This is a genomic window from Niallia sp. MER 6 (assembly GCF_023714395.1).
Classification (GTDB): domain Bacteria; phylum Bacillota; class Bacilli; order Bacillales; family Cytobacillaceae; genus Niallia.
Genome location: NZ_JAMAUK010000123.1, coordinates 1 through 410, shown reverse-complemented (window position 1 = coordinate 410; position 410 = coordinate 1). Strand labels below are relative to the sequence as shown.

Here is a 410-nt window from a genome sequence, read left to right as displayed (position 1 = left end):
ACAACATCCTGTTCATCCTGACCGACCAGGAACGCCATTTCGACCGCTGGCCGTTCCCCGTGCCCGGCCGCGAAGCGCTGCGCCGCGACGGCATCACCTTCATGCACCACCAGATCGCCGCATGCGTGTGCTCGCCGTCGCGTTCGACGGTCTACACGGGCCAGCACATCCAGCACACCGGCGTGCTCGACAACGCGGGCCTGCCCTGGCAAAAGGACATGTCGCCGGACATTCGCACGGTCGGCCACATGCTGCGCGACGCCGGCTACTACGCCGCGTATCTCGGCAAGTGGCACCTGAGCGCGTCGATGCACGAAACCGCGAGCCCGTACACGGCGCCCGTGGCCGACTACAACCGCACGATCCGCGCGTACGGCTTCGACGACTATTTCGGCGTGGGTGACCTGATC

1 protein-coding gene is annotated in these 410 nt (G+C 66.3%); it reads left to right on the top strand.

Features of this window, described 5'->3' with window-relative positions; translation table 11 throughout:
- Positions 1 to 410, top strand: a 410-nt coding sequence (locus M3600_RS28625) for a sulfatase-like hydrolase/transferase (RefSeq protein WP_251648591.1), incomplete at both ends; no start/stop codon positions are given.